The organism is Achromobacter mucicolens, assembly GCF_029866465.1.
GTDB classification, from domain to species: Bacteria; Pseudomonadota; Gammaproteobacteria; order Burkholderiales; family Burkholderiaceae_B; genus Achromobacter; species Achromobacter mucicolens.
In genome coordinates this window covers 466598-493007 of sequence record NZ_CP123364.1, presented here as the reverse complement: position 1 = coordinate 493007, position 26410 = coordinate 466598, and the positions used below count along the sequence as shown (strand labels likewise).

20 protein-coding genes are annotated in these 26410 nt (G+C 67.3%); 9 read left to right on the top strand and 11 right to left on the bottom strand.

Translation table 11 applies throughout. The features are described from left to right. Nucleotides 1-35 precede the first annotated feature (35 nt). Genes QEP15_RS02250 through QEP15_RS02235 form a run of 4 tightly spaced genes read right to left on the bottom strand, consistent with a single transcriptional unit; the run spans nucleotide 36 to nucleotide 4597 of the window. The gene (locus QEP15_RS02250) at nucleotides 36-1586 is read right to left on the bottom strand and encodes a mannitol dehydrogenase family protein (protein WP_280148393.1); all 1551 of its coding nucleotides are present in this window, start codon (nucleotides 1584-1586) and stop codon (nucleotides 36-38) included. Continuing rightward, the gene (gene manD / locus QEP15_RS02245) at nucleotides 1574-2785 is read right to left on the bottom strand and encodes a D-mannonate dehydratase ManD (RefSeq protein ID WP_062840238.1); all 1212 of its coding nucleotides are present in this window, start codon (nucleotides 2783-2785) and stop codon (nucleotides 1574-1576) included. The genes QEP15_RS02250 and manD overlap by 13 nt, the downstream gene beginning before the upstream one ends. 52 nt (nucleotides 2786-2837) lie before the next feature. Beyond that, on the bottom strand, nucleotides 2838-3875 hold the full coding sequence (locus QEP15_RS02240) for an L-idonate 5-dehydrogenase (RefSeq protein ID WP_280148392.1): 1038 nt from the start codon (nucleotides 3873-3875) through the stop codon (nucleotides 2838-2840). Beyond that, entirely contained in the window at nucleotides 3875-4597 is a 723-nt protein-coding gene (locus tag QEP15_RS02235; protein ID WP_280148391.1) for a FadR/GntR family transcriptional regulator, read from the bottom strand. The genes QEP15_RS02240 and QEP15_RS02235 overlap by 1 nt, the downstream gene beginning before the upstream one ends. Before the next feature lie 151 nt (nucleotides 4598-4748). Between QEP15_RS02235 and iaaH the strand changes: the two genes are divergently transcribed. Continuing rightward, nucleotides 4749-6203 (top strand): indoleacetamide hydrolase, encoded by a 1455-nt coding sequence (gene iaaH / locus QEP15_RS02230; protein ID WP_280148390.1) that lies wholly within the window; start codon nucleotides 4749-4751, stop codon nucleotides 6201-6203. A gap of 43 nt (nucleotides 6204-6246) precedes the next feature. On the opposite strand, the gene metH is transcribed toward iaaH, so the two are convergent. Beyond that, nucleotides 6247-10020 (bottom strand): methionine synthase, encoded by a 3774-nt coding sequence (metH, locus tag QEP15_RS02225; RefSeq protein WP_280148389.1) that lies wholly within the window; start codon nucleotides 10018-10020, stop codon nucleotides 6247-6249. A 453-nt stretch (nucleotides 10021-10473) separates the two neighbouring features. Here metH and QEP15_RS02220 point away from each other — a divergent pair, with 453 nt between their 5' ends. The 6 genes from QEP15_RS02220 to QEP15_RS02195 all read left to right on the top strand — a co-directional run bounded on the left by QEP15_RS02220 (nucleotide 10474) and on the right by QEP15_RS02195 (nucleotide 17617). Beyond that, nucleotides 10474-12519 (top strand): TonB-dependent receptor, encoded by a 2046-nt coding sequence (locus QEP15_RS02220; RefSeq protein WP_280148388.1) that lies wholly within the window; start codon nucleotides 10474-10476, stop codon nucleotides 12517-12519. 202 nt (nucleotides 12520-12721) lie between these two features. Next, nucleotides 12722-13585: a cobalamin-binding protein gene (locus QEP15_RS02215; protein WP_280148882.1), complete on the top strand. Its 864-nt coding sequence runs from the start codon at nucleotides 12722-12724 to the stop codon at nucleotides 13583-13585. A 139-nt stretch (nucleotides 13586-13724) separates the two neighbouring features. After that, on the top strand, nucleotides 13725-14528 hold the full coding sequence (locus QEP15_RS02210; protein ID WP_152383278.1) for a thiazole synthase: 804 nt from the start codon (nucleotides 13725-13727) through the stop codon (nucleotides 14526-14528). Then, nucleotides 14525-15367, top strand: a complete 843-nt coding sequence (gene thiD, locus QEP15_RS02205; protein ID WP_152383277.1) for a bifunctional hydroxymethylpyrimidine kinase/phosphomethylpyrimidine kinase — start codon at nucleotides 14525-14527, stop codon at nucleotides 15365-15367. The genes QEP15_RS02210 and thiD overlap by 4 nt, the downstream gene beginning before the upstream one ends. Before the next feature lie 157 nt (nucleotides 15368-15524). Beyond that, a complete protein-coding gene (locus QEP15_RS02200; RefSeq protein WP_056327622.1) occupies nucleotides 15525-16205 on the top strand; it encodes a protein-L-isoaspartate O-methyltransferase family protein in 681 nt (226 codons plus the stop codon). Between the two features lie 80 nt (nucleotides 16206-16285). Next, nucleotides 16286-17617 carry a TolC family outer membrane protein gene (locus tag QEP15_RS02195; protein ID WP_056327531.1) on the top strand — a complete coding sequence of 444 codons (1332 nt, stop codon included), beginning with the start codon at nucleotides 16286-16288 and terminating at the stop codon, nucleotides 17615-17617. Nucleotides 17618-18277: 660 nt separating this feature from the next. Here the strand turns inward: QEP15_RS02195 and QEP15_RS02190 are convergent. From QEP15_RS02190 to ubiE, 6 genes are all read right to left on the bottom strand, one after another. Further along, complete coding sequence (locus QEP15_RS02190) at nucleotides 18278-18766, bottom strand: adenylyltransferase/cytidyltransferase family protein (protein WP_280148387.1); 489 nt, start codon at nucleotides 18764-18766, stop codon at nucleotides 18278-18280. A gap of 19 nt (nucleotides 18767-18785) precedes the next feature. Next, nucleotides 18786-19664 carry a ferritin-like domain-containing protein gene (locus tag QEP15_RS02185; RefSeq protein ID WP_056327535.1) on the bottom strand — a complete coding sequence of 293 codons (879 nt, stop codon included), beginning with the start codon at nucleotides 19662-19664 and terminating at the stop codon, nucleotides 18786-18788. A 182-nt stretch (nucleotides 19665-19846) separates the two neighbouring features. Beyond that, nucleotides 19847-21400 carry a ubiquinone biosynthesis regulatory protein kinase UbiB gene (gene ubiB, locus QEP15_RS02180; RefSeq protein ID WP_056327537.1) on the bottom strand — a complete coding sequence of 518 codons (1554 nt, stop codon included), beginning with the start codon at nucleotides 21398-21400 and terminating at the stop codon, nucleotides 19847-19849. Between the two features lie 3 nt (nucleotides 21401-21403). Beyond that, nucleotides 21404-22042 carry a ubiquinone biosynthesis accessory factor UbiJ gene (locus QEP15_RS02175; RefSeq protein ID WP_056327539.1) on the bottom strand — a complete coding sequence of 213 codons (639 nt, stop codon included), beginning with the start codon at nucleotides 22040-22042 and terminating at the stop codon, nucleotides 21404-21406. A gap of 181 nt (nucleotides 22043-22223) precedes the next feature. Beyond that, nucleotides 22224-23225, bottom strand: coding sequence for a Tim44 domain-containing protein (locus QEP15_RS02170; protein WP_280148386.1), 1002 nt, complete (start codon nucleotides 23223-23225; stop codon nucleotides 22224-22226). Nucleotides 23226-23402: 177 nt separating this feature from the next. After that, nucleotides 23403-24179, bottom strand: a complete 777-nt coding sequence (ubiE, locus tag QEP15_RS02165; RefSeq protein WP_056327543.1) for a bifunctional demethylmenaquinone methyltransferase/2-methoxy-6-polyprenyl-1,4-benzoquinol methylase UbiE — start codon at nucleotides 24177-24179, stop codon at nucleotides 23403-23405. A gap of 161 nt (nucleotides 24180-24340) precedes the next feature. On the opposite strand from ubiE, the gene phoB reads away from it, so the two are divergent. Further along, a complete protein-coding gene (gene phoB / locus QEP15_RS02160; protein WP_006227196.1) occupies nucleotides 24341-25039 on the top strand; it encodes a phosphate regulon transcriptional regulator PhoB in 699 nt (232 codons plus the stop codon). Between the two features lie 12 nt (nucleotides 25040-25051). Then, on the top strand, nucleotides 25052-26359 hold the full coding sequence (phoR, locus tag QEP15_RS02155) for a phosphate regulon sensor histidine kinase PhoR (RefSeq protein WP_180100457.1): 1308 nt from the start codon (nucleotides 25052-25054) through the stop codon (nucleotides 26357-26359). Nucleotides 26360-26410 lie beyond the last annotated feature (51 nt).

The window sequence follows — 26410 nt, the reverse complement described above, 5'->3', positions numbered from 1 at the left end:
CGGCAAGCCTGAGTCGGCCCGCAGGCGCCGCCGCGTCAGCCCGCCGACGCGCGATGCATCGCGGACAAGGCGCCCGCGACACCCTGGCCGCGCAGCAACTGCGCAGCCGCGCCTACCGCCCGCACGAATCGCGGTTCCTGTCCCAGGCCTCCGAACACCGGTTCAAAGCCCGTCATCACGCCCGCCCAGGCCAACATCGCCGCCGGTCCCTCGCCCGCCTGCCGCGCCGCCTGCTCGGCCAGCTCACGCCGATGCGCCAGCGCTTGGGCCATCGGATCCTGGATCTCGTAGACGCGCCCCGCCTCATCCGCCCCGCGCAGGAAATGCAACCATCCCGCCACCGCCAGCGCCAACGCGGGGATCGGCGCATCCACCGCCAGCCGGTCGCGCACGGTGCCGAGCAGCCGCTGCGGCAATTTCTGCGAACCGTCCATCGCGATCTGCCGCGTCTGGTGCCGGAGCGCCGGATTGGCAAACCGATGCAGCAGCCCTTCCCCGTACGCAGCCAGATCCAGCCCCGGCAGCGGCGGCAGCGTCGGCGTTATCTCCTGGCCCATCAGCGCGCGTAGATACCGCCGCATGCCCGGCTGCGCCATCGCCTCGTCCACGGTGGCCCACCCCGCCATTACCGACAGATAGGCCAGCGCCGAATGCGCACCGTTGACCATGCGCAGCTTCAGCGTTTCGAACGGCGCCGCGTCCGCTACGAAGCGCGCGCCGCCCGCGGTCCAGTCCGGCCGGCCCGCCGCAAACCGGTCTTCGACGACCCATTCCAGATAGGGCTCGGCCACCACCGGCCAAGCGTCTCGCACGCCCAGCGCCGCAGCGATCTCCTGCCGGTCCGCGTCCGTCGTGCGGGGCACGATGCGGTCGACCATCGAGCACGGAAACGTGCACGCCGACGCGATCCATTCGGCCAATCCGGCGTCCAGGCTGGCCGCGAACGTGAGCACCAGCGCGCGCAGCAGGTGGCCATTGGCGGGCAGGTTGTCCAGCGACATCACCGTGATCGGGGCCAGGCCCGCCGCGCGGCGCAACTGCAGACCGTGCGCGAGAAACCCGATCACGCCCCGTGGCTTCGCGGGGTGCGCCAGGTCGTGCACGATGTCGGGATGGTCCGGATTCAGGCGGCCGCTGGCCGGATCGTGACAATAGCCCTTCTCGGTGACCGTGATGCTGACGATGCGCGTGCCGGGCGCCGCAATGCGGTCCAGCACGGCTTGCGGATCCTCGGGCGCGACCAGCGCCTCGCGCAGGCAGCCGATCACGCCAAGACGTTGCCGGGGCGCGCCACTGGCGTCGGCATCGCGCAGCGCCAGCGCGTAAAGGCCGTCCTGCGGCGCCAACGCGTCGCGCGTATCGGTCTGGCGCAACGACACGCCGCAGATGCCCCAATCCGCACTCGCCCCCGCGCGCAGCGCGGCGTCGTTCACTGCGGCCAGATGCGCCCGCGCGAAGGCGCCCAGGCCCAGATGCACGATGCCGATGCCCAGCGCGGCCCGGTCAAAACCAGGACGCGCCACGTGCGCGGGCAAGGCGTCCAGCGCCCCCGCGCTCAGCCGGCCGCCCTCGCCTACCAGTTCCATAGCGTGCCGTCGTGCTGCAACCGGTTCACGGGCAGGTACGCGCGCTGGTAGGGGTACCGCGCCGCCAGCTTCTCGTCGATGTCGACGCCGTGGCCCGGGGCCTCGCCCGGATACAGCATGCCCTGCTCGAACGTGTAGGCGTGCGGGAAGACGGCATCCGTTTCGTCGGTATGGCGCATGTACTCCTGGATGCCGAAATTCGGCACCCACAGGTCAAAGTGCAGCGCCGCGCCCATGCACACCGGCGACAGGTCCGTGGCGCCGTGGCAGCCGGTGCGCACCTGGTAGAGCGAGGCCATGTCGGCAATACGGCGCAGATGCGTGATGCCGCCCGCGTGGACGACCGTGGTGCGGATGTAGTCGATAAGCTGGTTCTGCACCAGATCCTTGCAGTCCCAGATCGTGTTGAAGACTTCGCCCACCGCCAGCGGCGTGGTGGTGTGCTGACGGATCAGCCGGAACGCCTCCTGGTTCTCGGCGGGCGTGGCGTCCTCCATCCAGAAGAGGTTGTAGGGTTCCAGCGACTTGCCCAGGCGCGCGGCCTCGATGGGGGTCAGCCGGTGATGCACGTCGTGCAGCAGATGGTGCTCGAAACCCAGCTTCTCGCGGACGCGTTCGAACAGCTGCGGCGCGTGGCGCAGATACTTTTCGGTGGACCAGTCATGCTCGCTGGGCAGGTCCGCGTCGGCGGGCTCGTAGAACAACGTGCCCCGGCCCACGCCGTACACCTTCTCCAACCCCGGCACGCCGCTTTGCGCGCGGATGGCGCGATAACCCATGTCGGCGTAGCGCAGCACTTCGTCCACGGTGTGCTCGATGTCCGACCCGTTGGCGTGGCCGTAGACCATCACGCCGCTGCGGCTCTTGCCGCCCAGAAGCTGATACAGCGGCATGCCGGCAGCCTTGGCCTTCAGGTCCCACAGCGCCGTGTCCACGCCCGCGATGGCGGTCATGGTGACCGGCCCGCGCCGCCAATATGCGCCCTTGTACAGGTACTGCCAGATGTCCTCGATCTGATGCGCGTCGCGCCCGATCAGGCACGGGATGACATGCTCGGTCAGGTAGGCCGCCACCGCCAGCTCGCGCCCGTTCAGCGTCGCGTCGCCGATGCCGGTCAGGCCCTGGTCGGTTTCGATCTTCAGGGTCACGAAGTTGCGGCCCGGACAACAGACAATCACGCGTGCATTCGTAATCTTCATCTTGGCTTCCGGCTACAGGAGAGAGGGACGGCCGCGCGAGGCGGCCGCGGGGTCAGAACGTCACCATCACTTTCATCGCCTGGTTGCGATCGCCCGCCAGCGCGAAGGCGTCGTGCACGCGCGCAACCGGCACGGCCGCCGTCAGCAGCGGCGACACATCGATCAGGCCGCGCGCCAGGCAATCCACGGCCATCGCGTATTCGTCCACAAAACGGAAGCTGCCGACGCACGTCAGGCTCTTGACCATGATCTGGTTGAAGGGGCACGCCTCGCTGCTGCCGGACAGCGTGCCCACCGTGACGACAACGCCGCGCGGACGCGCGGCGCGCAGGCAGCTTGCCAGCCCCGCATAGCTACCCGACGCCTCGAAGCACACGTCCACCGATCCCTTGCCTGCCGCCAGCGCGTCCAGCGCGTCCGGGTCCGTGGCCGCGTTGATGGTTTGCGACGCGCCCACGCGCGCGCACGCCGCCAGCGTCTGGTCCACGATGTCCACCACGATGACCCGGCTGGCGCCTGCCAGCCGCGCCGCCATCAGAATCAGCGCGCCGATGGGGCCCGCGCCCACCACCATCGCCGTCTTGCCCAGCAGCGATCCCGCGCTGCGCACCGCGTGCAACGCCACCGCCAGCGGCTCGCCAAAAGCGGCCAGTTCGAAGGACAGCGAATCCGGCACCGGCACGCATTGCCCCTCTTGCACCACCACCTCTTCGCGCATCGCGCCCTGCATGTGCGGATAGCGGCTGGCGCTGCCGAAGAAATGCACGGCCTCGCAATGATTGGAATCGCCCTGCCGGCAATAGCGGCACACGCCGCACGTGCGCGCCGGATCCAGGGCGACGCGGTCGCCGGGCTTGACGGCCGTCACGTCCGCACCCACCTCCAGCACCTGCCCGGACGCCTCGTGCCCCGGCGTCAGCGGTTCGCGGATGACAAAATCCCCCACCCGGCCGTGCCGGAAGTAATGCAGGTCCGACCCGCAGATGCCGACGGCCTTGACGCCGACACGCACCTGCGACGGCTCCAAGGGCTGCGGGTCCGAGGTGTCCAGGCGCAGGTCTTGCGCCCCGTGGATCGTGCAATTGAGCATCAGCGCCACCCTTGTGCAAATTCGCCGATCACCCGTTCCAGGTGATCGTGCATCGCCTCGCGCGCCTGCCGTGCGTCGCGGGCCACCAGCACGCCGAAGATGCGCTGGTGATCGGCCTGCGACGCCTGGCGCAACGCCTGCGTATGGAAATGCTGTTCCATCTTTTCCCAGACCGGGCCCCGAGCCTGGTCCCACATCGACGTCACCGTCGCCAGCAGCACGCTATTGCCGGTGGATTGGGCGATGCACAGGTGAAAGCGGCGGTCGGCCTCGGCGTTGGCGTCCTTGTCCGTCATCCGGTCGCGCATGGCCGTCAGCGCCTCGAAGATGCGGTCCAGGTCCCCGTCGGTGCGGGTGGTGGCCGCCAGCGCGGCGATCTCGGATTCGATCAGGCAGCGCGCGCGCAGCAGCTCGAAGGGGCCGGCGCCCGCCTCCGGCATCGTGGGCGTCCGGCTCGCATCCGGCTCGCAGACGTAGATGCCCGAACCGCCCCGCACCTCCACCACGCCCTGCAGTTCCAACGCAATGATGGCCTCGCGCACGGACGTGCGGCTGACGTCAAAGCGCTCGGCCAGCGCGCGTTCGGCCGGCAGCCGCTGGCCGGCGGCAAATTCGCCCTGCGCCACCAGCGCATGGATCTGCGCGGCCAGCCGCAGGTAACCGCGGTCGGGCGCGGGGCGGCTGGAGGAAACCTCGGGTTTGGCTAGCGAGTGCAACGTCATGGCGTCCTGAATTGGTCTGACCAAATCGTATTTGGTCCACCAATTTTCGCCATCGTGGTTTTCCACTACGCGCGGCGCGGCAGACCTCTCGACAGCCCCCGCGTCACCCCTGTATAGATACGGATCGACCGACAGCCAAGGAATAAGCGCCATGCCCAGCCCGACCGACCAGCCCTTGCCCGCCGACCTGGCGGACCTGACCGTCATCGAGGCGGCAACCCGCATCCGCGAGGGCCGCCTCACCAGCGTTGCGCTGACCGAGGCCTGCCTGGACCGCATCGACGCCCGCCAGGACCTGAACGCATTCATCACCGTCGACCGCGACGGCGCCCTGGCGCAGGCGCGCGCCTACGATGCGGCGCCCGGCAACGGCCCGCTGGGCGGCGTGCCCATCGCCATCAAGGACAACATCCACGTCGCCGGGCTGCCGAACACGGCCGGCACGCCCGCGCTCAAGGACTTCCGTCCCGCCGAGGACGCGCCCATCGTGCAGCGGCTGCGCGAAGCCGGCGCCGTCATCCTGGGCAAGACCAACATGCATGAACTGGCGTTCGGGGTGTCCGGCTACAACACCGCCTTTCCGGGACCGGACGGCGATGGCACGCGCAACGCCTATGACCTGCGCCTGATCGCCGGCGGCTCGTCGTCGGGCAGCGGCGCGGCGGTGGGCGCGCGGCTGGCGCCCGCCGCGCTGGGCACCGATACCGGCGCCTCGGTGCGCCTGCCCGCCTCAGTGAATGGATCGGTAGGCTTTCGCCCGACGGTGGGCCGCTACGACGGCGCGGGCATCACACCGATCTCGCATACGCGCGACACGGCAGGCCCCATCGCCAACAGCATGGCAGACATCGTGCTGCTGGATTCGATCCTGACGGGCCAGACCGAGCCGCTGGCGCCATTGCCGCCGGCCAGCATCCGCCTGGGCGTGGCCGCCTATTTCTGGGCCGAGCTTGATCCCGAGGTGCAGGCGGTTTCCGAAGCCGCCTTGAACACGCTGCGCGCGGCCGGTGTAACGCTTGTGGACCTGGACATGCCCGATCTACCGGCCGCCAACGCGGCAGTCGGCATGCCCCTATGCCTGTTCGAACAGAAGCCCGACCTGACGGCCTATCTGGCGCGGTATCACGTGGGCGTGAGCTTTGACGAGGTGGTCGCGCAGATTTCCAGCCCGGACGTGAAAGGCATCTTCGACAACCTGATCGTGCCGGGCGTGCTGCCCACGCCGGACGGCCAGGTCCTGCCGCTGCAACCGCTGTACGAACATGCCATCGCAAGCGGCCGCCGAGAACTCATCGACGTCTACCGCCGCGCGTTCAAGGAACACGCGCTGGACGGCCTGCTGTTTCCGACCGTTCCCGTTCCGCCGCCCGCGGCTACGCCCGAGGCCAGCAGCTTCGAGACCTTCGCGCGCCTGGCGCGCAACGTGGACCCGGGCAGCAACGCGGGACTGCCGGGCCTGAGCGTGCCGGCCGGACTGTCGGCGCAGGGTCTGCCGGTGGGATTGGAGATCGATGGCCTGCCGGGCGAGGACCGCAAAGTGCTCGCGATCGGCGTGGCCGTCGAAAAGATTCTGGGGCGCATCGCGGCGCCCCAGTTCCAGCCTTAGCCCCAGCCAGCTCCCGCCTCGGCCGCAGCGGTAGAGCGGCGCGTCAGCCCAGGTTGGGCGCCAGCGTGCGCTTCAGGTCTTCGAGGCTGCGGCCGCTGCGGCGGGCGTAGTCCAGAAGCTGGTCTTCACCGATGACGCCCACGTTGAAGTACTGCGACTGCGGGTGGCTGAAGTAAAAGCCCGACACGCTGGAGGCCGGGTACATCGCATAGCTGTCCGTCAGCATCATGCCGATGTCCTCGCCGTCCAGCACGCGGAACATATCCGTCTTGACCACGTGTTCCGGGCAGGCCGGATAGCCTGGCGCGGGACGGATGCCCACGTACTTCTCGGCAATCATGTCCTCGTTGGACAGGGCCTCGTCGGGCGCGTAGCCCCACAGGTCCTGGCGCACGCGCGCGTGCAGGCATTCGGCAAAGGCCTCGGCCAGGCGGTCCGCCAACGACTTGAGCATGATGCTGGAATAGTCGTCCAGCGTTTTTTCGAATTCCGCTTCCTTCTTTTCGATGCCCAGACCGGCCGTGACGGCGAACATGCCGATGTAGTCGAGCTTGCCGCTGGACTTGGGCGCAATGAAGTCCGACAGCGACTTGTTGCTGACCCCTTCGCGCTTGGCGCCCTGCTGGCGCAGGTTGCGGTACGTGAACAGCACCTCGCTGCGGGTCTCGTCCTTGTAGACCTCGATGTCCTCGTCGTTGACGCTATTGGCCGGATAGAAGCCCACGACGCCATTGGCGGTCAGCCAGCGGCCCTCGACGATGCGCTTCATCATGGCCTGGCCGTCGGCAAAGACCTTGCGCGCCTGCTCGCCCACCACTTTGTCCTGCAGGATGGCCGGGTACGGGCCGAACAGGCTCCAGGTCTGAAAGAACGGGCCCCAGTCCACGTACTTCGCGATTTCCGCCAGGTCATAGCTCTTGAAGGTGCGCCGGCCGATGAACTTGGGGCGCGGCGGCGTGTAGCTGTCCCAGTCGATCGCCGGCCGCGAGGCGCGCGCCTCGGCCAGCGGCAGGATGGGCGTCGCCTTGCGGTTGGCATGGCGGCGGCGCACGTCTTCGTATTCCTCGGCCAGTTCCGCCAGATAGGCTTCCGACTGCTCGGACATCAGATTGGTGGCCACGCCCACGGAACGGCTGGCGTCGGGCACGTAAATGACCGGGCCTTCGTAGTTGGGCGCGATCTTGACGGCGGTGTGCACGCGGCTGGTGGTCGCCCCGCCGATCATCAGCGGGACCTTGCGGCTGCGGAAGTACTCGTCGCGCTGCATCTCCGAGGCCACGTACGCCATCTCTTCGAGGCTGGGCGTGATCAGGCCGGACAGGCCGACGATGTCGGCGTTCTCTTCCTTGGCTTTTTCAAGGATCTGCGCGCAGGGCACCATCACGCCCATGTTCACGACCTCGAAGTTGTTGCACTGCAGGACCACCGACACAATGTTCTTGCCGATGTCGTGCACGTCGCCCTTCACGGTGGCGATGACGATCTTGCCCTTGGCGCGCACGTCGCCGCCCGCGGCGGCGATCTGGCGCTTTTCTTCCTCGATGAACGGAATCAGGTGCGCCACGGCCTGCTTCATCACGCGCGCGGATTTCACGACCTGCGGCAGAAACATCTTGCCTTCGCCGAACAGGTCGCCGACGACGTTCATGCCGTCCATCAGCGGGCCTTCGATCACTTCGATGGGGCGGCCGCCGCGCGCGGCGATCTTCTGGCGCACCTCTTCGGTGTCTTCCACGATGAAGGCGGTGATGCCGTGCACCAGCGCGTGCGACAGGCGCTGCTCGACCTCGGCATTGCGCCAGGCCAGGTCTTCTTCCTTCTTGGCGCCCGACCCCTTCACGGTGTCGGCAAACTGCACCAGGCGCTCGGTGGGCGTGCGCTCGTCGGCGGGATCCGTCTTGCCGACCGGCTCGGCGCGGTCCAACACCACGTCTTCGACCAGATCGCGCAGCGTGGCGTCCAGATCGGCGTACACGCCCAGCTGGCCGGCGTTGACGATGCCCATCGTCATGCCTTCCTTGACCGCGTAGTACAGGAAAACGGTGTGGATGGCCTCGCGCATCGGCTCGTTGCCGCGGAACGAGAAGCTGACGTTGGACACGCCGCCCGAGATGCGGGCATGCGGCAGGTTCTCGCGGATCCAGCGCGTGCCTTCGATGAAGTCCACGGCGTAGTGGTTGTGCTCGTCGATGCCGGTGGCGACCGCGAAAACGTTCGGGTCAAAGATGATGTCTTCCGGCGGAAAGCCTTCTTCCTCAACCAGGATCTTGTAGGCGCGCCCGCAGATTTCCTTGCGGCGCTCCAGCGTGTCGGCCTGGCCAAGTTCATCGAACGCCATCACCACCACCGCGGCGCCGTAGCGGCGGCACAGTCGCGCGTGGTGGCGGAAGGGCTCCAGCCCTTCCTTCATGGAGATCGAGTTCACCACGGCCTTGCCCTGCACGCACTTCAGGCCGGTCTCGATGACTTCCCACTTCGAGCTGTCGATCATGACCGGCACGCGCGCGATGTCGGGCTCGGAGGCGATCAGGTTCAGGAAGCGGTGCATGCAGGCCACCGAATCCAGCATGGCCTCGTCCATGTTGATGTCGATGATCTGCGCGCCGTTCTCGACCTGCTGGCGGGCCACGGCCAGCGCCTCGTCGTATTTTTCTTCGCGGATCAGGCGGGCGAACATCTTGCTGCCCGTCACGTTGGTGCGTTCGCCCACGTTGACGAACAGCGTGTCCTCGTCGATGTTCAGGGGTTCCAGGCCCGACAGGCGGGTCTTGACCGCAATCTCGGGCACGACGCGCGGCGTCAGCGTCGTGACCTTGTCGGCGATCGCGCGGATGTGATCCGGCGTGGTGCCGCAGCAGCCGCCCGACATGTTCACCAGCCCCGCGCGCGCAAATTCCTCAAGCAGCGCCGAGGTGTCGGCCGGGGTCTCGTCAAAGCCGGTCTCGGCCATGGGGTTGGGCAGGCCGGCGTTGGGATACACGCAGACGTAGGTGTCGCAGATCTTGGACAGTTCGGCCACGTAGGGGCGCATCAGCGCCGCGCCCAGCGCGCAGTTCAGGCCGATGGTGACGGGGCGCGCGTGGCGCACCGAGTTCCAGAAGGCCTCGACCGTCTGGCCCGACAGGATGCGGCCGGACGCATCGGTCACCGTGCCGGAGATCATCACCGGCAGGCGGATGCCGCGTTCCTCGAAGACTTCCTCGGTGGCGAAGATGGCCGCCTTGGCGTTCAGCGTGTCGAAAATGGTTTCGATCAGGACGATGTCGATGCCGCCGTCGAGCAGGCCATTGAGCTGCTCGATGTACGCGACGCGCAGCTCGTCGAACGTGACGTTACGCGCGCCCGGGTCGTTCACGTCCGGCGAGATGGATGCCGTCTTGGGCTGCGGGCCCAGCGCGCCGGCCACGAAGCGCGGCTTGTCGGGCGTGCTGTACGCGTCACAGGCCTCGCGCGCCAGCTGCGCCGACACCAGGTTCAGCTCGTAAGCCAGTTCCGGCAGGTCGTAATCGCCTTGCGCGATCGTGGTGGCGCCGAAGGTGTTGGTCTCGATGACGTCGGCGCCCGCTTCCAGGTACTGGCGGTGGATTTCCGAGATGACGTCGGGCCGCACCAGCGACAACAGCTCGTTGTTGCCCTTGACGTCCTTGCCGTGATCGGCAAAGCGCTCGCCGCGAAAATCCGCTTCGCCCAGCTTGTAGCGCTGGATCATGGTGCCCATGGCGCCGTCCAGGATCAGGATGCGCTTGCCCAGCAGGCGGGCAAAGTCGCCGCCGCGGGTATAGGCTTCGGGAGGGTACGGCAGGCGGGGATACGACACGATCAGGTCCAAATTGAGTTGGCCACGGCAGCGCGGTTGTGGCTAAAAAGCGAAAAACGCTGAAAAAACAAGCCCTGATCGTAACAAAATGGGCCTTCTCGCGCCTCGCGGTGATACAGTTTCGGCCCCGAACCGGTGCTTTCGGCGCAACAGGGTGGGCAAGGACGCAACACTTGCCCGCCGCGTGCGAAAGGTAAACGGGAAACAGGAAGACGCCGCCAACGGGCGCCGCGCCGCCCACAAGGCCGCCGCAGCTGCCCAGCAAGTCCAGCCTGTGCTGCCCCCGCAACGGTCCCCATGCGCGCAACCGCGCCCATGGCAGCCCGATACCGGCCTGTTCGCTCGCCAGGATGCCTGTTCCCCGCCCCGCGGCCTTTCGGCCCGCCCGGCGCGCGGGCATTCTCCCCATCGTGAATGGCCTGCGGGGTCGCGGGTCGCTTCGAGGTTATGTAGATGAAAGCCCGCTCCATCCGGCGCTACGCCGGCGCCTTGCTCTGTACCGCTCCGGCCATTGCCGCCGCCCAGCAGACCGTTCCCCCCGCCCCCGAACTGGACAGCATCACCGTCACCGCGCAACGCGTGCCCACCGACGGCCGCACGCTGCCGGTGTCGATCTCGGTCATCACCGCCGAGGACATCGCAGCCAGCAGCGCGCGCACCATGCAGGACCTGCTGTCCACGCAGTCCGGCATCAACCTGATCAACACCACCAGCTCCAGCGACAACGCCATCGTGGACCTGCGCGGCTTCGGCATCACCGGCGCAAGCAACACGCTGATCCTGATCGACGGCGTCAAGCAGAACACCAACGACCTGTCGGCGCCCAGCCTGGGCGTGGTGCCGCTGGACCAGGTCGAACGCATCGAAATCGTGCGCGGCAGCGGCTCCGTGCAATACGGCGGCGGCACCACCGGCGGCGTGATCAACATCATCACCAAGTCCGATTTCAAGAAGGAACCGGTGAGCGCCCGCGCCACCGCCACCTTCGGCAGCTACGGCCTGCGCCAGTACGACGCCGCCGTCTCGATGAACAACGAGAAGGTGGCCGTGGACGCCTACATGCAGTCGCTGCACAGCGACGGCTACCGCGACCACAGCGGCGAGCGCCGCGAGGGCGGCGGCGGCGGCATCACGTTCCGCCACGACGACGGCTCGATCCGCCTGTACGGCCGCACCACCACGCAGAAGCTGGAACTGCCCGGCCCGCGCACGATCAACCCGTTCACTGGCGTGAACGAATTCCAGGACGATCCGCGCGGCGCCAAGAACGACGTCGACTACGTCAAGACCACCACCACCACGTTCGGCCTGCAGCTTGAACAGGCCATCGGCGCCGGCGTGCTGTACTCGGACCTGTCGACCCGCGAAAAGAAGCTCAGCGGCGTGACCTATGACGGTTTCGGCGACACGCTGCGCGACCAGAAGCTCGAAGAGAACATCGCCAGCGTGCGCTACCGCCTGCCGATCAACGGCGGCCACAGCGTCGTCTTCGGCGCGGACGCGCAGGAAGCCAAGACCACCGCCGACCAGAACGCCTACTACGACTTCGAACCCTCGAAGTGGCAATCGCGCCAGCACCAGTACGGCCTCTTTGCCGAAGGCCAGATCCGCGCCACCGACAGCACCTACATCACGGCGGGCGTGCGCCGCCAGTACGCGTCCGACGACCTGGAAGTGATTTCGGGTTCTGGCACGGCGTCCGACCGCAGCAACCACCTGACCGCGTGGCAGCTGGGCGTGCGCCAGGACCTGGCCAGCGGCTTCGGCGTGTACGGCAAGATCGGCCGCAGCTTCCGCCTGCCGAACGCCGACGAACTGCTGTCGGTCCAGTCGCCGCTGGCGCCGCAGACTTCCACCGACAAGGAAATCGGCGTCACGTGGCAGTCGGCATCCAGCAGCGCGCGCCTGTCGTACTTCCGTTATGACCTGACCAACGAGATCCAGTACAACCCGCTGGCCGATGGTCTGTGGGGTCCGGGCACCGGCGCCAACACCAACCTGGATCCGACCCGCCGCCAAGGCGTCGAACTGGAAGGCCACACCGCCCTGTCCAGCAGCGTGAGCCTGGACGCCAACGTGACGTGGATGCAGGCGCAGTTCCGCTCCGGCACCTACGCGGGCGTGGACCTGGCCGGCAAGACCGTGCCGCTCGCCCCGAAGTGGCTGGCCAACGCCGCCGTCACCTGGCGCCCCACCGACGCATTCCTGTGGAACGTGTCGGCGCAATACGTGGGCAAGTCGCGCATGGACAACGACCAGGCCAACCAGTTCGACAAGCAGCTGGATGCGTACGTGCTCTTTAACACCAAGCTCGCGTACAAGTTCACCCGCAACATCGAGGGCGCCGTGGGCGTGAACAACATCTTCGACCGCCAGTACGCCACGTACGGCATCCGCGGCGGCAACGCCTCGTTCGAAATGCTGGGTCCCGTCGCCAACTACAGCCTGTACCCCGCTCCCGGCCGCAACTTCTACGCGTCGCTCACGCTACGCTACTGATTGCCGCCTGACGGCCCGGGCCTGCCGGCATTGCGCCTTTCTTGAGGCGCAGATTCCGCGCAGGCCCTGCCCCGCGTTTATGCCCATCCGACGGAGCCGCCGCATGACTTCCCATCGCGTCCTGACGACCGCCGGACTGCCGCGGCACCGGGTGCTGAAACTTGCGCCGAAACGGATCGCGAAGCCGGCCTGGATACTGGCGATGGTGTGGGCGCCAACGTTGGCGCTGTCTGCCCTGCCGGCCCACGGCGCGCCTGCCATCCAGGTGCAGGACGACCGCGGCCGCGCCGTCGCGCTGCAGGCGCCCGCCCGGCGCGCCGTCACGCTGGCGCCCCATGCCACCGAACTCGTCTACGCCGCGGGCGCGGGCGGTTTCATCGTGGGCACGGTGCTGGGCAGCGACTACCCGCCCGCCGCCCGCGCGCTGCCCATCATCGGCGACGGCACGCAGCCCGATGCCGAACGCGTGGCCGCCGCCCGGCCGGACCTCCTGATCGCCTGGCAACCGTCTGCCGCCGAACCGCTGGCGCGCGTGATGGACAAGCTGGGCGTGCCCGTGTTCTACAGCGATCCGCTGACGCTGGACGCCATCCCCGGCGCGGTCGAGCGCATGGGCAAGCTGTTCGGCACCGAACCCGTGGCGAACGCCGCCGCCGCGGACATGCGCGCGCGGCTGGCGGCCCTGCAGGCCCGCTATGCCGGCCGGCGCCCGGTGCGGGTCTTCGTGCAGGCCGGCCTGGACCCGATCTACACCCTGAACAACGCCAGCATCGTCAGCGATGCGCTGCGGCTGTGCGGCGGTGTCAACGTCTTCGGCCAGGCGCCCATCGTGGCGCCGCAGGTCACGCTGGAAGGCGTGCTGGCGGCCCGGCCCGAGGCCGTGCTGGCCGGCGTCTCGCGCCGCGAGGACACGCAGGCAAACCTGGCCGCCTGGCAGGCGATGGGCCTGCCGGCCGCGCGCCAGGGCCACGTCTACGGCGTCGACGCCGACGCGCTGTACCGGCCCGGCCCGCGGCTGATCGACGCGGCCGAGACCCTCTGCGCCGACCTGGACCGGGTGCGCTGATGCGCGCATTCCGCAATTAGTGGAACGCGCCGGCCAGCGTCCCCGCCCTGCCATCCGGCGTCCTGCTTTATCATTCGGCATCAGTCAGCCAGTCCCCGCGGGCCTCGCATCGTGCGCGCCCGCCCTTTGAAGCACCGCCATGACCACACAAGACACGCTCACCATCGCCGGCCGCGCCTATTCGTCGCGCCTGCTCGTCGGAACCGGCAAGTACAAGGACTTCGAACAGACCCGCGCGGCCCTGGACGCCAGCGGCACGGAAATCGTCACCGTCGCCATCCGCCGCACCAACATCGGCCAGAACGCCGGTGAACCGAACCTGCTGGACTACGTTCCCACCTCCAAGTTCATGCTGCTGCCCAACACCGCCGGCTGCTACACCGCCGACGACGCCGTGCGCACGCTGCGCCTGGCCCGCGAACTGCTGGACGGCCACGACCTCGTGAAGCTCGAAGTGCTGGGCGACCCGCACACCCTGTTCCCCAACATGCCCGAAACGCTCAAGGCCACCAAGACGCTGGTCGATGAGGGCTTCAAGGTCATGGTCTATTGCACGGACGATCCCATCCAGTGCCGCATGCTGGAAGACATGGGCGCCGTGGCCGTCATGCCGCTCGCCTCGCTGATCGGCTCGGGCATGGGCATCCTGAACCCCTGGAACCTGCGCCTCATCATCGACCAGGCCCGCGTGCCGGTCGTGGTCGATGCCGGCGTGGGCACCGCGTCCGACGCCGCCATCGCCATGGAACTGGGCTGCGACGCCGTGCTGATGAACACCGCCATCGCCGCCGCGCGCGACCCCGTCCTGATGGCCAGCGCCATGAAAAAGGGCGTGGAAAGCGGCCGCGAAGCCTTCCTGGCCGGCCGCATGCCCAAGAAGCTGTACAGCGGCGCGCCCAGCTCGCCCACCGAAGGCCTGATCACCGGCGGTCCCGCCAAATGAACGCGCGCCAGCCGGCCGCCAGCGGCCGTCCCATCCCCAATGCGCTGACCATCGCGGGCGTCGACCCGTCCGGCGGCGCCGGCATCCTGGCCGACGTCAAGGCCATGAGCGCATTGGGCGCGTATGGCTGCGCCATCATCGCCGCGCTCACCGCGCAGAACACGCAGGGCGTCACGGGCATCTCGCCGGTGCCGCCCGCCTTCGTCGGCCTGCAGATCGACACCCTGTTCACCGACGTGCGCATCGACGCGGTCAAGATCGGCATGCTGGGCCAGCGCCCGGTCATCGAGGTCGTGGCGGAAAAGCTCGCCAAATGGACGCCGGCGCACATCGTGCTGGATCCGGTCATGGTCGCCAAGAGCGGCGACCTGCTGCTGGAGAACGACGCTGTCGGCGCCATGCGCGAAGCCATGCTCCCCCTGACCACCCTGCTCACGCCCAACCTGCCCGAGGCCGGCGTGCTGCTCGAAGAGCGCCCCGTCGAGACCGTCAAGGAAATGCGGCGCGTGGCCGAGCGCCTGCGCAACAAGCTGGCGCATTCGGGCGAGCGCTGGGTACTGGTCAAGGGCGGCCACCTGCCCGGCAGCGAAACCATCGACCTGCTGCACGACGGCGACCGCATGATCGAACTGCCCGGTCACCGCATCGACACCGCCAACACCCACGGCACCGGCTGCACGCTGTCGGCCGCGCTGGCGGCGCTGCTGCCCCAAATCGGGGACGTACCCGAGTCGGCCAAACGCGCCAAGGCTTATCTGACTGAGGCCATCCGCCACGCCGAGCGCCTGACGGTCGGCTCGGGCCACGGGCCGGTCCACCACTTCCACGGCTGGTGGTAGGCACGCCTGCCCCACGCAAAGACGGCGCCCCGCAGGGCGCCGTCTGCTTTTCCGAGGTTTAGGCCGCGCCTGAAACATCTGCCGCCCGGGCACGCCGTCACAGGACGCTACGAATCGGTACAATGGCCCGTTGATTCCTCTGTTTTTTCTGACCGTCATGAACGCTTCGACCCTGCCCGACGTAGAACAAGCCCGCTTCAACATGGTGGAACAGCAGATCCGCCCGTGGGACGTCCTGGACGCCAACGTGCTGCAAGCGCTGTTCGATGTGCGCCGCGAACAATTCGTTCCGCCGGCCCTGCGCGGCCTGGCGTTTTCCGACCTGGAGCTGCCGCTCGAGATCAACGCGGTCAACACCCGCGAGAACATGCTCGCCCCCAAGGTCGAAGCACGCCTCGCCCAAGAACTGCTGCTGACCAAGTCCGACTGCGTGCTGGAAATCGGCACCGGCTCCGGCTACCAGGCCGCCCTCTTGGGCTACCTGGCGCAACAAGTCACCTCCGTCGAAATCGACAGCCGCCTGGTGACCTTCGCGCAGCAGAACCTGCAGATGAACAACGTCACCAACGTCAAGGTCGAAACCGGCGACGCCCGCAATGGCTGGGGCTCCACCGAATACGACGCCATCCTGGTCACCGGTTCCGTGCCGGTCGTGCCGGACGCGCTGAAGTACCAGCTGCGCGTGGGCGGCCGCCTTGTCGTGGTCGTGGGCCAGGCGCCCATCATGACTGCCTGTCGCATCACCCGCACCACTGCCGCCAGCTTCGAAACCGTCAAACTCTTCGAAACGGTCATCAAGCCGTTGCGCGGCGTCACGGTGTCGCAGTTCAAGTTCTAACTCCGCAAACCTGCCGCCTGCCGCCCGGCCCCCATGGGGCCGGCGTCGCGTCCGGCGGCCCGGCGTATCGTTGAAAAATCATGCGCGTCCGATCACTGACGGCTTTACTGGTTTTCACCTGCGCCGCAAGTGCCGGCCCGCTGACTGCGTCCGCCCAGAACCTGGTCCAGGTCTGGCAGGCCGCGCTGGGCAACGACCCCACCTATGCCGCAGCCCGCGCCAACTACCGCGCCGGCCTCGAAAAAGAACCCCAGGCCCGCGCCCTGCTGCTGCCCCTGATCACCGCCGAAGCCGGCGGCGCCTACCAGGAAACGCGCAGCACCCGCGGCCTGTCCTACGCCTACAGCGGCGGTCGCGGCGTCTGGGACCTGGCGCTCACCCAGCCCCTCTTTGACTGGGGCCGCTGGCAGAATTTCGAACAGTCCAAGCTCATCGTCGCCGACGTCGAAGTCCAGCTGCAGCAGGCCTACCAGGACCTCCTGCTACGCGTCGCCGACGCCTACTTCAACGTCCTGTACGCCCAGGACACCCTGACCGCCACCGAAGCCGAAAAAGCCGCCGTCGCCGGCCAACTGGAATCGGCCAAGCGCAACTTCGAACTCGGCAACGCCACCATCACCGACACGTACGAAGCGCAATCGCGCTACGACCTCGTCGTTGCCCAGGAGCTGCGCCTGCAGAACGACCTGGAAGTGCGCCGCGACGAACTGGCCAAGATCATCGGCACGCAGCCCGGCGCGCTGTCCGAACTGCCCTACGGCGTACAACTGCCCGCCCCCCAGCCCGCCCGCATCGCCGACTGGAGCAACCAGGCCGAAACCTCCAGCCTCGAAGTCCTGCGCGCGCAACTCCTGACCCGCATCGCCGGCCGCGAAATCCAGATCGCCAAGAGCGGCCACTACCCCACCCTGAACTTGCGCGCCACCAGCGGCAGCGCCAGCGACGCCGTCATGCGCAACGCCGCCCCCGGCAAACCCATCGACAACACCATCGGCGTGGTCCTGTCCATCCCCCTGTACTCCGGCGGCGGCGTGTCCTCGCAAGTCACGGAAAAGGTCGAACTGGAACAAAAAGCCCGCTACGACTACGAAACCGCCCGCCGCCAGGCCGTCCAAGCCACCCGCCAGTACTACACCGGCGTCACCAGCGGCCTGGCCCGCATCCAGGCCCTGGAAGCCGGCGAAAAATCCAGCCGCGCCGCCGTCGAAGCCAACCGCACCGGCTACGAGGTCGGCGTCCGCATCAACCTGGACGTCCTGAACGCCCAGCAACAGCTCTACGCCACCCAACGCGACCTGGCCCTCGCCCGCTACAGCACGGTGCTCTCCGGCCTGCGCCTGAAGGCCACCAGCGGCATCCTGGCGGAATCAGACCTGGAAGCCATCAACCGCCTGCTGCGCACGCCGCGCTGAGCGAGCAAGTGGCAACGGGTGAACACCCGAGCCCCGGTGTCGCGCCAAGGTCGCGCCACCGCTGTCTGACACCCATGAAGCACTGTCTCCAACCCAAGATCCTCTCCGCGGGTGTGAGACACCTAACCACCAGCCCCCATCAGCGCGCAAGCGCACACCGCCACGACGCCCCACCGCCCCGATGCCGATTGCCGCCGCCCGGGCGGCAGCAATTCGGCGGCCCCGCAGATCTCCTACCCTGACCACAGGTCTTACAGCGCCACATACCAAAGACCCTGACAGCACGGCGTCGCGGTCACCGTGGGTGCGAGCGCCGTCGATGCGCCCGAGGGAATCTGAAGGGAGCCGAAGGCGGACGAAGATGACAACGGGGAAGTCCGGAGCGAAGGCTCCGGACCGCAATCGTGGGCGATCGTGCCCACGGTGACCGCGGCGCCGGGCGACCTACGAAGATCTGCAACACCGAGCTACGAAGATCTGCAACACCGACCTACGAAGCCGTGCAGCACCGACCTACAAAGCCCGGCATCACCGGCCTACGAAGCCCTGCAGCACCAACCTACGAAGCCCAAGGCACCAACCTGCAAAGCCCAAAGCACAAAAGAAAAGGCGGCCACCCAGGCCGCCTCACATTCATCCAGCACATCAAATTCAAAGCCTTCAACCGCCCTGAATCTTCTTCACCAACGCCGTCGTAGACCGCTGGAACTCAAAAGGAATCGCAACCGCACGCCCCCCCCAAGTCTTCACCAACGCCGTCTCCGGCAACGTCTCCATGTCGTAATCGCCACCCTTGACGATCAGATCCGGCCTCAGCTCCCCGATCAACGCCTCAGGCGTATCCTCGGAAAACGACGTCACCGCCGACACAAACCCCAACGCCGCCAGCAACGCCGCCCGATCTTCCATGCGATTGAGCGGGCGCTCCGCCCCCTTGCCAAGCCGCCGCACCGATTCATCGGTATTCACGGCGACAATCAGCGTCGCCCCCAACTGCGCCGCCTGGTCCAGATACGTCGCGTGCCCCCGATGCAGGATGTCGAACACCCCGTTCGTGAACACCAGCGGCCGCGGAAAGCGGCCAGCGGCGACGGCGGCGACGAGTTCGTCGCGGGACAGGACCTTGGATTCGAAACGGGCGGCAGACATGCGGCGATTATAGGAGGGATCAGCTGCCCGCCAGGATGATCTCTTTGTCCTTCGGAACGATCAGCGCCGTCATTTCCTTGCGGTAGCGGTTCAGATCCTTCACCGTCTCGAAGCTGCGATCCATCAGCTTGGACAGGATGTGCAGGATGCGGCTGGCCACCTTCTGTTCCCACACGCCGTCAAAGCGAATCTGCGTGTCCAGCCAGTGTTCCAGCCAGCCTGGCTCCGGCAGGCGCGACTGCACCGTGTCGTTCGGGAACAGATCCTTGTTCACGTGCAGATTCGTCGGATGCAGCGCCTGCTGCGTGCGTCCCGCCGAAGCCATCAGCACCCCGATCTTCGAGAACGCCAGACGGGCTTGCTCGCTCGTTTCCTGCCCGCGGTCGTGCAGCGCACGGCGCATGTATTGCAGGTAGGCGCCCGCGTGACGGGCCTCGTCCTGCGCCACCGTCTTGTAGATCGCCTTGATGACCGGCTCCGTGTGCCAGTCGGCCGCGCGGCGGTACCAGTGGTTCAGGCGGATCTCGCCGCAGAAATGCAGCATCAGCGTTTCAAGTTCCGGGGCCTGATCGAATTCAAAGCGCACGTTGTGCAGCTCTTCTTCGGTGGGCACCAGATCCGGCCGGAAGCGGCGCAGATACTCGATCAGCACCAGGGAATGCTTTTGTTCTTCAAAGAACCAGACCGACATGAACGCGCAGAAATCACTGTCGCCGCGGTTGTCGCGCAGGAACATCTCGGTGGCCGGCAGCGCCGCCCACTCCGTGATGGCGTTCATCTTGATCGTGTGGGCCTGCTCGTCCGAGAGCTTGCTGCGGTCGAAATCGCCCCAGGGAATATCGTGCGCCATGTTCCAGCGCACGGCTTCCATGGTCTTGAAGAGTTCAGGATAAAGCATGTTCTGCCCTTGTATTCGTCCCGCTAGTGGGGCTATGAAAATTGATGAATGGCGCGCGCGTTCTTATAGGCGTCGGCGCTGCATGCCACCTCTCGCAGCGCTATTTTTCGCCGTCTCCCGCGAAGCTATGATGACCGTTTCATGAATGAAACATGACAGTAAGGTCTAGATCATCGCGCCGCCTATCGGGTCAGCGCCCATATCGCGACCCCCACCGCCAGCGCCAGCACGCCAACCAGCGCTGCAACCAGCCGGTTGTTCTGCTCTTGTGCGCGACGTAGCTGCATCATCTCGGCCAGCATCGCCGGCGAGACATTGGGGCGGCTCAGATGGTCATGGACCAGCCTGGGCAGGGCGGGCAGCATCTGCGACCACTGCGCTGCCTCTTTTTCCAGGCTTTGCCGCAGGCCCTTGAATCCGACACGCTGGCGCATCCAGCGTTCCAGATAGGGCTTGGCGGTCTTCCAGAGATCGAGGTTGGGGTCGAGCTGACGCCCCAGTCCCTCGACGTTCAGCAGGGTCTTCTGCAACAGGACCAGCTGCGGCTGGATCTCGACGTTGAAACGGCGCGAGGTCTGGAAGAGCCGCAGCAGCACCTGCCCCAGCGAGATCTCCGACAACGGCCGGTCAAAATAGGGTTCGCAGACGGCGCGCACCGCGCCTTCCAGTTCTTCCTCGCGCGTATCCGGCGGCACCCAGCCCGATTCGATATGCAGTTGCGCCACCCGGCGATAGTCGCGGTGAAAGAACGCCAGGAAATTCTGCGCCAGGTAATTCTTGTCGAACTCGGACAGCGAGCCCACGATGCCGAAGTCCAGCGCGATGTAGCTGCCCAGCGTGTCCGGGCGGTCCGACACGTAGATGTTGCCCGGGTGCATGTCGGCGTGGAAAAAGCCGTCGGTAAAGACTTGCGTGAAGAAGATCTCGACGCCCGTGCGCGCCAGCGTCGGAATGTCGATGCCGGCCTCGCGCATGCGCTCGACCTGGCCCACCGGCATGCCGTACATGCGCTGCATCGTGAACACGGTGGAAGCCGTGTATTCCCAGATCACCTCGGGCACGATCAGCATGTCGCCACGCCCCGATTCCGGACCGAAGTTGCGCCGCAGCTGGCTGCAATTGGAGGCCTCGCGCACCAGGTCCAGCTCGTCGTGCAGGTACTTGTCGAATTCGGCCACGACCTCGCGCGGCTTCAGGCGGCGGCCGTCCGGGCCCAGGCGCTCGATGATGCGCGCCACCACCTTCAGCAGCGACATGTCTTTTTCGATGATGCTGAGCATGCCCGGACGCAGCACCTTCACGGCGACTTCACGGCCGTCGTGCAGCACCGCGAAGTGCACCTGCGCGATCGACGCCGACGCCACCGGGTCCACATCGAACTGCGCGAACAGCTTTTCGGGCGGCGCGCCCAGCGCCGCCTCGATGCAGGCCGCTGCCTGCGCCGACGGGAACGGCGGCACGCGGTCCTGCAGCAGCGCCAGTTCGTTGGCGATGTCGGCGGGGATCAGGTCTCGGCGGGTGGACAGCACCTGCCCGAACTTCACGAAGATCGGGCCCAGCGATTCCAGGGCAAGTCGCAGCCGTTGCCCGCGCGGCGAACGCGGGCGCGTGCCCAGGCGCATGACGCGCAGCAGGCAGGTGGCCAGCGGATGATTCAGGCTGGACAGCACCAGCTCATCCAGGCCGTAGCGCAGGGAGACAACGATGATGCGAAACAGGCGCAGCAAGGGGAACATGGATCAGGCGCCCCGCTTTGCGCCGGCCGTGGCCAGGCGGGTTTGCAGCGCAGCCGCGGAACGCGCCAGCGCGTCGGCGCGGGTATTCAGGTCGGCCAGGTCCAGGCGCCATTGCTCCAGGGCCGGACGGCCCGCCAGCACACCGCTTTCCTCGGACAGGTATTCGGATACGTTTTCGGCCAGGCGCTTGCCCGCCGTGCGCGCGCCATCCGACACGGCGCGCGCGCCGCCCACGATGCGCAGCGCGGCGATGTCGCCCACCACGCGGGCCAACGCGTCCTCCGGATCCCAGCGCAACTGCTTGGACAAATCGGCAACCACCTGGGCCAGCGCCGCGTCGCCTGAAATATGCGTGGCCTCGGCAAAATCCGGCTTCTCGTGCCCGGCGCCCAGGCGCGGCAGCGGCAGCTTCTCGGGCGACACCGTCAGCGTCACGTCGGGCACCACGGCCGGATCAGCCTGATCGGCCAGCCCTTCGCTATCGATGGACAGGCCCAGCGTGAAGCCGCCCATGGCAAACCGGACGGTCTTGCCGGCATGCCGAGCCAGGCGTTCGCGCGCCCAGTCCTCGCGCCGCAGCAAGGCATTGAGGGCGCTGATGGCCAGACGCTTCGGTGTGGGCAGGAACGAAAAAGGCAGCATGGCGGTTGCAAGAACCCTGAGAGGGCTTGCCGAAGTTGATGGGTAAATCGGGAGTGTAACGGGTTAGATGGGAGCCTGTTTTGCGTAGGCACATTGAAAAACCGGCCCTCTGGGGGCCGGTTCGGGCGGACGCCTTGCGGCGCCCGCGGCAGATGGCCGGTTGCGAGCCGGACCGCCAGGTTTAGCTGGCGTGTTCCACCGGGATCTGCTGGATGCCGGCCAGCAACCAGCCGCCATTGGCCGGCTTGAACAGGTTCCAGACTTCTTCGAAGCGGAACGCTTCGGTGCCCGGCGCCTCGCGCAGCATGCCCGAGAAGCGCACGCTGGCCAGGTGGCCGTCGGAGACGGTCTCGATGCCCAGCATCTCGGCGTTCAGCAGGACCACTTCGGTCTTGTTGGGCGCCGCGCCGCGCTCGGCCAGCTGGGGCTTGAGCTCGGTGATCAGGTCATCGGTCAGGAATTCGCGCAGACCGTCGGTGCTGCCGCTGTCCCAGACCGCCTGGATGCGAACGAACTGTTCCTTGGCTTGCTTCAGGAAGTTCGGCGTGTCGAAATCGCCCGGCACGAACCAGTTGTTGTCGTCGCCCGCCTTGGGCAGGACAGCCGGCGGCTCGACCGGCGCGGCGGCCACCGGAGCGGCAGGCGCGGCGGCGCCCGGCTTCAGCGATTCACGCCACATGGGCTGCTGTTGCTGGCCCGAGGCGTTGTTGGCCCCGCCGAACGCACCTTGCGTGGCAGTGCGCGGAACGGCGCCGCGCAGACGGCGGATGATGAACATGACGGCGAAGACCACGGCGGCGATCAACAGCGCGGACGACAGGAACTCCAGGAAAGCGCCGGACAGGCCCATGCTGGAGAGCAGCGCGGCGATACCGAGGCCGGCGGCGATGCCGGCGATGGGACCCAGCCAACGCGAGGCGCCGCTCTTGGCGGCGGCGCCTGCCGCGCCAGCCGTGGCCGCGCCGGCAGCTGCCGGTGCGGCGGTGGCGCCCGCGGTGTTGTTGGTGGCAGCCGGCGGCGTGGTGGCCTGGCGCTGCGTCGTGACGTTGGAAGACTGGCGGCCGACACTGGCGCCGCCGCCTGCACGGCGAGCTTCGGCGTCAAACGACGCCGTCACCAGCGCCGCGCCCGAAACGGCGATGAGCGCCGCGGCGACAAAGCGCGAAAGACTGAATTTAGACATGAGTTTGCTCCCTCGTACTCGCGCCCCCGCTGCCCCGAGCAACGGGAGGGCCCCGCAATGCGCGGGGCCATCTGCGCGACTTTTCTTACAGTAATCTGAATGGCGTAAGAATAACGGACAAGCTGCCGCCCCACAAGTTCCCCGCGGGGTGGCGAAATCCGCCGTGGTCGCCGGGCGTCAGCCCAGGCGCACGCCTTCGTGCAACGCGGCGATGCCCGCCGTCAGGTTGAAGTACTGCACCCGCTCCAGGCCGGCGGTGCGCAGCATGTCGGCCAGGGTTTCCTGGTCCGGGTGCATGCGGATCGATTCGGCCAGGTAACGATAGCTGGCCTCGTCCTTGGCGATCTTCTTGCCCAGCCACGGCAGCACGTTGAAGGAATACCAGTCGTAGGCCGGGGACAGGGGCTTGGCGATGCGCGAGAACTCCAGCACGAGCAGCTTGCCGCCCGGCTTGAGCACGCGGGTCATTTCGGCCAGCGCGCGGTCCTTGTGGGTCATGTTGCGCAGGCCGAAGGCCACGCTGACGCGGTCGAAGTAACCGGTGGGGAACGGCAGGCGCTCGGCGTCGCACACGGCGGCGGGCACCAGCAGGCCGGCGTCGGTCAGCCGGTCGCGGCCCACGCGCAGCATGGAATCATTGATGTCGGTCAGCCAGACCTCGCCCGTGGGGCCGGCGCGCTTGGCGAACGCGCGCGCCAGGTCGCCCGTGCCTCCGGCAATGTCCAGCACCTTCATGCCGGGGCGGATGGCCGCGCGGCCGATCGTGAACGCCTTCCAGACGCGGTGCAGGCCCGCCGACATGAAATCGTTCATGACGTCGTAGCGCTGGGCGACCGAATGGAACACTTCGGCCACCTTGCGGGCCTTTTCGCTTTCGGGGACCGACTGGAAGCCGAAGTGCGTGGAGGTCGAGCCGGCGCCGGCGGATTGTTGCGATTCGGAGGGGTTTTGCATGGTGTATTCCCGATATATCGTTCAATGGTAGCCTATCGGGCGCGCGCCTGCGGCTGGCGAGCCCGCCAGATGGCGCGCCGCGGTCACATACCTGAAATATTGCGGCCATACTATCGCAATGTTCGCGCCGCGCCGGCGCTCCGAAGTGTGCCCAATTCGATATGTCCAGCACCATCCTCGTCGTCGAAGACGAACCCGCCATCCAGGAATTGATCGCCGTCAACCTGTCCTTCGCCGGCCACAAGGTGCTGCGCGCCTTCGACGCCGACCAGGCCCAGACGCTGATCCGTGCCGAGCTTCCCGACCTGATCCTGCTGGACTGGATGCTGCCCGGCACCTCTGGCCTGGCCATGGCCCGCAAGCTGCGCAACGACGAGCGCACCCGCGCCGTCCCGGTCATCATGCTGACAGCCAAGGGCTCCGAGCAGGACAAGGTCGACGGCCTGGAAGCCGGTGCCGACGACTACATCACCAAGCCCTTCTCGCCCAAGGAGCTGATGGCCCGCATCAAGGCCGTGCTGCGCCGCCGCGCCCCCCAGCTCACGGACGACGTCATCGACGTCGGCGGCCTGAAGCTGGATCCGGTGACGCATCGCCTGTCGGGCAACAGCCAGTCCCTGCAGATCGGCCCCACCGAATTCCGCCTGCTCCACTTCTTCATGACGCACCCCGAGCGCGTGTTCTCGCGCTCGCAGCTCCTGGACCAGGTGTGGGGCGACCACGTCTTCGTCGAAGAGCGCACGGTCGACGTGCACATCCGCCGCCTGCGCAAGGCCCTGGAACCCAGCGGCCATGACGCGCACGTCGAAACGGTCCGCGGCAGCGGCTATCGGTTTACGGCACAGCTCCCGACGCGGTAAAACGTGCGCACGATGATTTGGCTGCGCACCCTTATTCTGGTCGTCCTGTGGGCGGCATTTGCCTTGTTGGCGCAATGGCTCATTGGAGACCCCGCGGGCTGGATCGTGTTTTCGGTGGCGCTGTGTGCCATGCTGCTCTGGCGCAGCTGGCGCCTGTCGCTGGTGTCCAAATGGGCCAATCACCCGGATTCCGCCCCGCCGGCCTCCGTGGGCCCATGGGATGACATTCTTGCCCCGCTCTATCGTTACACCCGCGCCCGCGCGCGCGAGCTGGCTGAAACCCGCGACACCATGCAAGGGATGCTGGCGGCTGCCCAGGCCCTGCCCGACGGCGCCGTCACGCTGAACGAGGATTTCCAGATCGACTGGTGCAACCGCATGGCGCGCCAGCATCTGGGCCTGCGCCTGCCGGCCGACCGCGGCCACAATCTGCTGAACCTGCTGCGGGCCCCGGAATTCGTGGAATATGCGCATCGTCCGTCCTGGCCCGAGCCCATTCTGGTGCGGCTGGGCCAGCAAGGCCAGGAACGGCTGATGATGATGCAGCTCACTGCATACGCGAGCAACCAGCGCCTGCTCATCACCCGCGACGTCACGCAGATCGAACGCCTGGAAACGACGCGCCGCGACTTCGTCGCCAACGTGTCGCACGAATTGCGCACGCCGCTGACGGTGCTGGCGGGTTTTCTGGAAACGCTGCGCGACATGCCCGACGAGGCGCTGCCCAAAGAGCAGCGCGAACAATACATCGACATGATGTACGAGCAGGCCCACCGCATGCAGGCCATCGTGGAAGACCTGCTGACGCTGTCCACGCTGGAATCGTCGCCAGGCAGCGATCCGCGCGCCGTCAACATGGGCGCGCTGCTGCAAAAGGCGCGCCAGCAGATCGAGGCGTTGTCGGGCGGCCGGCACCATTTGGTCTGGCACATCGATGAAACCCTGGACGTGCTGGGCGCCGAAAACGAACTGACGTCGGCGCTTTCCAACCTGCTGACCAACGCCGTGCGCTACACGCCGGACGGCGGCACCATCACCGTCCGCTGGGAACGCGACCCCGAAGGCGGCGCATGCTACAGCGTGCAGGACACCGGCATCGGCATTCCAGCGCGCCACCTGCCGCGCCTGACCGAACGCTTTTACCGCGTGGACCGGGGCCGCTCGCGCGCCGTCGGCGGCACTGGGCTGGGGCTGGCGATCACCAAGCACATCGCCATGCGGCACGACGCCGAACTGCTCATCACCAGCGAACCCGGCAAGGGCAGCGTCTTCTCGCTGCGCTTTCCCGCCGACCGCATCGCCATCGCCGAAACGGCGTGATTCCGCCCGCCTGCCCGCCTGACGGCGGCGCGCGGGTGGTAAATTTTTGGC